The organism is Mesorhizobium sp. M7A.F.Ca.CA.004.06.1.1 (genome assembly GCF_003999135.1).
Lineage (GTDB): Bacteria > Pseudomonadota > Alphaproteobacteria > Rhizobiales > Rhizobiaceae > Mesorhizobium.
The window spans coordinates 1-6,762 of sequence record NZ_RZPQ01000276.1; the positions used below are offsets into that span (position 1 = coordinate 1).

The 6,762-nt window shown below is 61.9% G+C and carries 7 protein-coding genes; 2 read left to right on the forward strand and 5 right to left on the reverse strand.

What is annotated here, in order from left to right; all coding sequences use genetic code 11:
* Window positions 1-22 precede the first annotated feature (22 nt).
* Window positions 23-724 (forward strand): hypothetical protein, encoded by a 702-nt coding sequence (locus tag EN906_RS17505; RefSeq protein WP_127272138.1) that lies wholly within the window; start codon window positions 23-25, stop codon window positions 722-724.
* A gap of 62 nt (window positions 725-786) precedes the next feature.
* On the opposite strand, the gene EN906_RS17510 is transcribed toward EN906_RS17505, so the two are convergent.
* Entirely contained in the window at window positions 787-1,881 is a 1,095-nt protein-coding gene (locus EN906_RS17510) for a serine protease (RefSeq protein ID WP_127375280.1), read from the reverse strand.
* Between the two features lie 396 nt (window positions 1,882-2,277).
* Here EN906_RS17510 and EN906_RS17515 point away from each other — a divergent pair, with 396 nt between their 5' ends.
* Window positions 2,278-3,375 (forward strand): trypsin-like serine protease, encoded by a 1,098-nt coding sequence (locus EN906_RS17515; RefSeq protein ID WP_127272136.1) that lies wholly within the window; start codon window positions 2,278-2,280, stop codon window positions 3,373-3,375.
* Window positions 3,376-3,450: 75 nt separating this feature from the next.
* On the opposite strand, the gene mgrA is transcribed toward EN906_RS17515, so the two are convergent.
* From mgrA to EN906_RS17535, 4 genes are all read right to left on the reverse strand, one after another.
* On the reverse strand, window positions 3,451-4,497 hold the full coding sequence (gene mgrA / locus EN906_RS17520; protein ID WP_127268557.1) for an L-glyceraldehyde 3-phosphate reductase: 1,047 nt from the start codon (window positions 4,495-4,497) through the stop codon (window positions 3,451-3,453).
* Window positions 4,498-4,618: 121 nt separating this feature from the next.
* Window positions 4,619-5,761, reverse strand: a complete 1,143-nt coding sequence (locus EN906_RS17525) for a Gfo/Idh/MocA family oxidoreductase (RefSeq protein WP_127272134.1) — start codon at window positions 5,759-5,761, stop codon at window positions 4,619-4,621.
* An 11-nt stretch (window positions 5,762-5,772) separates the two neighbouring features.
* Window positions 5,773-6,519 carry a sugar phosphate isomerase/epimerase gene (locus EN906_RS17530; RefSeq protein ID WP_127268555.1) on the reverse strand — a complete coding sequence of 249 codons (747 nt, stop codon included), beginning with the start codon at window positions 6,517-6,519 and terminating at the stop codon, window positions 5,773-5,775.
* Between the two features lie 52 nt (window positions 6,520-6,571).
* Window positions 6,572-6,762: TOBE domain-containing protein (locus EN906_RS17535; RefSeq protein WP_127375281.1), on the reverse strand; the 191-nt coding region annotated here is incomplete at its 5' end.

A 6,762-nucleotide genomic window follows, 5' to 3' on the forward strand; every position in this document is an offset into this window, starting at 1 on the left:
CCATTGAACTGGACAGCTGCGGATGAAGAAGCCAACGGGCAACACCAGGCAGACAGCAGCCGCCGCAAAGGCGCCGGCCGGCAAACCCGCGCTGGCGGAAACCACCGAAGGTTTCCCTTGGCCAAGCGCCCACGAGATCAAGAAGGAGAGCAACCCCTTCACCGACCGCGACTGGCGCATGCTGGTCTATGCCTGGTCGGGCATGGCCGTGCGTCTCGCCATCATCTTCACCCTGATGTTCTCGGTCTACCAGTTCCTGGCCAACCAGGAGCAGAAGCGCGTCGAGCAGACCATGTCGCTTGTCGAACTCTGGGAAAACAAGGACTACCAGCAGGCGCAGCGCGCGCTGAAAGATCGTCTGACCGCGCTTAACGCCAAATATGACAATCTGCTCAGCGCCAACCCCTCGCCAACCGAGGAGCAGGTGTTCCGGCAACGGATCGGCATCGAGGCGATGACCGCCTCCGGCGGCGACATGCCGCTCGCCGATTTCAGCGAGAATTTCGATCGCATCGTCTATTTCCTCAACCGGCTGTCATTCTGCATCGACGGCGATTTGTGTTCGCGCAAAGTGACCGATGCTTATTTCCGTGACTATGCCGTCTCTTTCTGGAGCTATTTTGCCGGCTACATAGACAAGCAGCGCAAGGCGGGTTCTCCCACTTTCGCTTCGGCGATCGAGACCTATGTGCGCAATGGGCCGCCCACGGCCGAAGCCAAATAGCGGCGCGAAAAAGGCGGCGGGATTGCGCCGCCGCCTTTGTCTCCACCGCGAATGCGCAGCGATTATTTATACAGGCTGTTGATCCACTGGACGTTGGCAGCATTCAGGCGCACGGCGGTGTTCGCGTCGGGGCTTTCCGCCACGTTGACACCGGTGACGATGCGCTGCTTGGCCTTGTTGTCGTAGGCATAGACCGAACTGCCGCTCGACCCTGGGAACGTATCGCAGTCGTACTGGAAATATTCCGGCGCGATGTTTTCGGCATGCACTTCGCAGTTTGCCTTCCACATCGTGCCCATCGGCTTGTCGCCGGGATAGCCAACGAGATTGGCGGTGAAGTCGCCAAGATCGTCATAGTTCGCATAGCCCAGCCAGCCGAGATTGGTGCCGACATCCTGCTTTAGCGTGACGATGCCGAGATCCCACAGCAGGACCGAACCATAATAACCCTGGTAGTTGTCGATGAAGCCTTGCAGCACATAGGCGCTTTCGAAGGCGAAGGCGCCGAACGGTGCGTCGTCGGCCGTGCTGCCGTTCAGCCCCGGCACGAACAGATAGTCGGAGAGCCAATCCTTGTCCTCATGGCTGTAGAGGCAGTGCGCGGCGGTGAGCACCGTGCGCGGTCCGATCAGCGTTGCCGAACAGCTGCCGAAGCTGCCCGTCTTCGGCGATTTGGCTTCGAGATAGCCGATTGCCGAGAACGGATAGGTCTTGGTGTTCTTGACCTGCTCGCGATCGTCGGTGCCGAAGACCTGACGGCCGGCTTCGCCTTCGCCGAGGTCCGGATCCTCGGTCTTGCGCTCGGCCCCGTCTTTTCCGGTGGCCGGAGCGTTCAGTTCCTTGATGATAAGCTCCCGCAGCGCTTCGCTCGGCTCGATCTTGATCTCCTTGCCATCGGCGGACCGTCCGACGACGCCGTAGGATTTGACAGCCGTTGCCTCGTCGGCAAGCGGCGCGGCGCGGCTGTCTTCGTCGGTCAGCTTAGGTGGCGCGATTGGCTTTGCCCGCCCGGGCTTGTAGTCGCCTGAAGTCACGTCGCGCGCGCTTTCGCCATTGCCGGCACTGGCGGAGCCAGGATCGGCGGCGAAAACCGGGACCGTCCACATTGCGGAGGAAAGCAATGCGGACACAATGAGTGCGTTTGTCAGTTTTGTCATGGTGAGACTCTCCCAAAAGTCAGCAAGGACTGGATCAAGATACAGAAATATTGTCGAGATCGTGGTGGCGTCGAAAAAGGATTTTGGTTACCGCACTTGAAATTTGACCATCGCCTATGCGGTCGGTCAAAGCCCCCGCCAAAGACACCCGGGCGGATATATTGCCTAAATTAATACAACATTGGAATGACAATTAGCTTCCACATAGCCCGTGGGGGGCTATAGGGTTTTGAACGGGGTCTGCACAGGAACGCGATACGCGAAGCAGTGCCTGACTTGGTGTCCCTGCCGTGCCGCTGCAACGAAAGCTGCGCGGCCTGACCACCAGTCTGAGGCTTGCTTTGTTGATCATGCGCCGGGGCTGGTCCGCTCGGGTACATATCAGGAGGGCTTCAGATGAACATCATCCATCGGTTCAGGCCGATCGCCGCTGCATCGCTGCTCGGCATCGCAGCCGCCCTTGCGGCAGCCAATTCCACCCAGGCCGACGAAGCAGTCGCCCGACCGGAGGCAGCGGTCTCGCCAATGAAGCGCGTGACGGAAGCCAGGGCGAAAGCCGCGGCGGAGAACCCCGACGCAGCCGACCGCGTCTATGGCGGCAACCAGGCCGAAAAGGGAGCCTATCCGTTCCAGGTCGCGCTGCTCACCACCGACAGGCTGGACGAGAACCCGGCCTCGCAGGCCAACGCCCAATTCTGCGGCGGCAGCCTGATCGCGCCGCAATGGGTGCTGACGGCAGCACACTGCCTCAACGACAAGGGTCAGCCGGTTTCGCCGGAGAGCGTCACCGTGCTGACCGGTGCAACCGATCTCAGCGAGGGCAAGCGCCACAAGGTGGTGGAGGTCATCGTCAACGAAGCCTACAGCGAGCAAACGCTCGACAACGATCTCGCCCTGCTCCGGCTTGCCGAACCGGCCGACGCGCCGACCATCAAGGTCGCCCATGAGGCAACCCCCGACACCGGCAAGACGACCGTCACCGGCTGGGGCAAGATGCAGGACGGCACCTTTCCGACCACGCTGATGGTTGTCGATCTCGATCTGCAGCCGAACCAGGCCTGCAACAGCGGCATCAAGGCCATCTATGCGCGTGATCTGAAGGCAGCGCTCGGTGATCTGTCCCGCCGTATGCGCTATTCGGAAAAAGGCATCGACGCGGCAGCCAATGCGATCGCCGCCGACATGACCGACCCGCTGACCGGCAACATGATCTGCGCCGGCACCACCAGCGGCGTGCGCGATGCCTGCAACGGCGACAGCGGCGGCCCGCTGTTCATGACCGGTGCCGAAGGCCCGGTCCAGGTCGGCGTCGTCAGCTGGGGCGAAGGCCCGGCTGACGGCAGTGCGGCGTGCGGCCACAAGGAGGCCTACGGCATCTACACGCGGCTGGCCAACTACACCGGCTGGATCGAGGCGAAGATGAAGACCTCGGCTCCGGCGCCGGCAAAGCCCAAGGCGGGACTGGGCACCGCCCAGAAACCGAAAACGCCCTGAAGCAGCGCTGTTCGCTTTCAAGCAAAACGGCGGGAGAGGTTCCCGCCGTTTTGCTTGCCGGCTTATCGAGAGGACTTATTTTCGCGGCGGGCCTTTGCGCTCGGCGGAAGCCGCCCACAGATTAATGTCGGATTCGCGCGCATAGGTGTCGATCTCGGCGAGTTCGGCATCGCTGAAATCGAGCACCTTGAGCGCGCCGACGCAGTCCTCGACCTGCTCCGGCCGGCTGGCGCCGATCAGCGCCGATGTCACCCTGCCCTTGCGCAGCACCCAGGCCAGCGCCATCTGCGCCAGCGTCTGCCCGCGCTTGCCGGCGATGGCGTCGAGCGCCTTGATGTTGGCGATGGTCTTGTCGTTGATGAAGGCTGTCTTCAGCGACTTGCCCTGGGAGGCACGGCTGCCATCGGGAATGCCGCCGAGATACTTGTTGGTCAGCATGCCTTGCGCCAGCGGCGAGAACACGATGGAGCCGACGCCGAGCCCTTCGAGCGTGTCGAGCAAGCCATCTTCCTCCACCCAGCGGTTCAGCATCGAATAGCTCGGCTGGTGGATGACGCAAGGCGTGCCAAGCTGCTTCAAGATATCGGCGGCCTCGCGTGTGCGCTGCGAATTGTAGGACGAGATGCCGGCATAGAGCGCCTTGCCCGAGCGCACGGCATGGTCGAGCGCGCCCATGGTCTCTTCCAGCGGCGTGTCGGGGTCGAAACGATGCGAATAGAAGATATCGACATAGTCGAGCCCCATGCGCTTCAGGCTCTGGTCGAGGCTGGCCAGAATGTATTTGCGCCCGCCCCATTCGCCGTAGGGTCCGGCCCACATCTCGTAGCCGGCCTTCGTCGAGATGATCAGCTCGTCGCGGTAGGCGGCGAAGTCGGTGCGCAGGATTTCACCGAAAGCGGTCTCGGCCGAGCCGGGTGGCGGACCGTAATTGTTGGCAAGGTCGAAATGCGTGATGCCGAGGTCGAAGGCCTTGCGCGCGATCGCCTGCTTGGTCCTGTGCGGCGTGTCGTTGCCGAAATTATGCCACAGGCCGAGCGAGATTGCCGGCAGCTTCAGGCCGGAGCGGCCACAGCGGTTGTAGACCATTTTCTCGTAGCGGTTTTCGGCGGGCGTATAGGGCATCGGAAAATCCTCAAATGGAAGCGAGCCAGGCTACTGCCATCGCGACAACGCGGGCGAGTCGGCTTTGCCCCTCACCTTTACCCTCTCCCCGCCGGAACGGGGAGAGGGTTGAGGTATCTGCCTACTTCTTCTTCGCCAAAAGGTCCTTGGCTTGCTTGACGCCGAGGGCTGCCGGCCGTTCGCAGGTGGTCTGCATGGCGACGAACTTGCCGGTTTCGCCGGAGCGCAACAGCCCGGTCATCACGTCGACGGCGTGCAGCGCCAGCTCCATCGAACAGCGATGCGGTCGGCCTTCCGCGATCGCCACTGCCATGTCGGCGAGGCCCGATGTGCGGTAGTTGGCCATCATGCCTTGCGAATGCATCTCGTTGGGCACGCCGAACGGATGCGGCCAGTTCGGCAGCTTCTTGACCGGCTTGGCCGCGTCGGTGAAGCGAACGTCACCACCGAAGAAGTTCGGGTCCGGCACGAACACCGTACCCGCCTCGCCATAGAGTTCCATCGGCGCGTGGCCGTGGGCCCAGACGTCCCAGCTGGTGTTGAGCGTTATAACGGCACCGTTCTCGAACTCCAGCAGCCCATGAATGGTCGTCGGCGTGTTGACCGGTATCTTTTCACCCGCGCGCGGCTTTGAACTGATCGTCCGCTCCTTGGCCGGCGTCGTCGCGAAGGCCGCGACCTGTTTCACCGGTCCGATCAGCTGGATCAGATTGGTGATGTAGTAAGGCCCGATATCGAGCACGGGACCGGCGCCCGGCTGGAAGAAGAAATCCGGATTGGGATGCCAATGCTCCATGCCGTGGCCCATGACATGGCAGGTACCGCTCGTGACCTTGCCAAGCTTGCCGGTGTCGATCAGGTTGCGCACCAGTTGGTGCGCGCCGCCGAGGAAAGTGTCTGGCGCCGAGCCGATCCGCAGGCCCTTTTTCTCCGCCCGCTTCTTAAGGTCGAGCCCTTCCTTGACCGACAGCACGAACGGCTTTTCCGAATAGACGTGCTTGCCGGCGTCGAGGATCTGCTTCGATACTTCGTAGTGCACCGCCGGGATGGTCAGGTTGACGATGATGTCGATGTCGTCGGCCTTGAGCAGGTCTTCGACGGTCTCGGCGCGCAGCTTGAACTCCTTCGCCCGCGCCTTGGCCGCCTCCATGTTGATGTCGGCGCAGGCACGCATTTCGATGCCGCGAAACAGCGGCGCCAGCGAAAAATACGCTTTCGAGATGTTGCCGCAGCCGATGACGCCGATGCCAAGTTTCTTTGCCATGCTGATTGCTCCTAATAGGTTTTGGCGGCTGCGATGGAGCGGCGGGCGAAACGCTCGATGTCGTTGGGGTTGTCCTGTTCCATGACATAGTATTGGGCAGCACTCTTGGCACGCAACACCTTGATCAGGCCGGCCCAGTCGATGGTGCCATGGCCGACATCCGACCAGCCATCCTCATCCAGCCCCTCGCCGGGCTTGGCCATGTCCTTGACGTGGACGGCGCTGATGCGCTTGCCGTGCTTTTCGATCCACGGCAACGGATCATCGCCGCCGCGCACCACCCAGGCAACGTCCATCTCCCAGCTGACATCGGGCGCGGATGACAGGATGTGGTCCTGCGGCACCGATCCGTCGGCAAGTTTCTTGAACTCGAAATCATGATTGTGCCAGGCAAAGCCGTAGCCGGCCTTTTTCGCGGCGTCGCCGACCTTGGCCAGGCGTTCGCCGAAGCCGCGCCAGCCGGCCACGTCGGATGGCCGCTGATCGGGCATCAGGAAGGGACAGATGAGCAGCGTGATACCGAGTGCGTCGGCAGTTCTGCGCACGCCGTCGAAATCGTTCTCGAGCGCATCGATCGAGAAATGCCCAGTCGGCATGGCAAGCCCGTTCTTGTCGAGCTCGGCGCGGAATGCCTTGGGGTCATCATAGACGCCGCCAAAACCTTCGACCTGGGCGTAGCCGAGCTTGCCGAGCATGGCGAGCACACCGTCCCAGGGTTGGAAATTGCGGGCGCTGTAAAGTTGGAATGACCAGTTCATCATCTCTGTCCGTTTTGCTTGGGGATTGTCGTATGAGGGTTGTTCTCAAAAGCTAGATGCGTGTGCCCGTTGCGGTGTCGAAAAGCGAAGCGCGCATCGGATCGAAGCCAAGCGTCACCGCCTCGTCATTCTTGGGCGTGCGTTCCGAGGTCACTCGGACGCTGAAATTCTGCTGGGCAAGCTTCAGCCAGACCAGCGTGTCGGAGCCCATGGGTTCGACCACCTCGACATTGGCGGCTATCG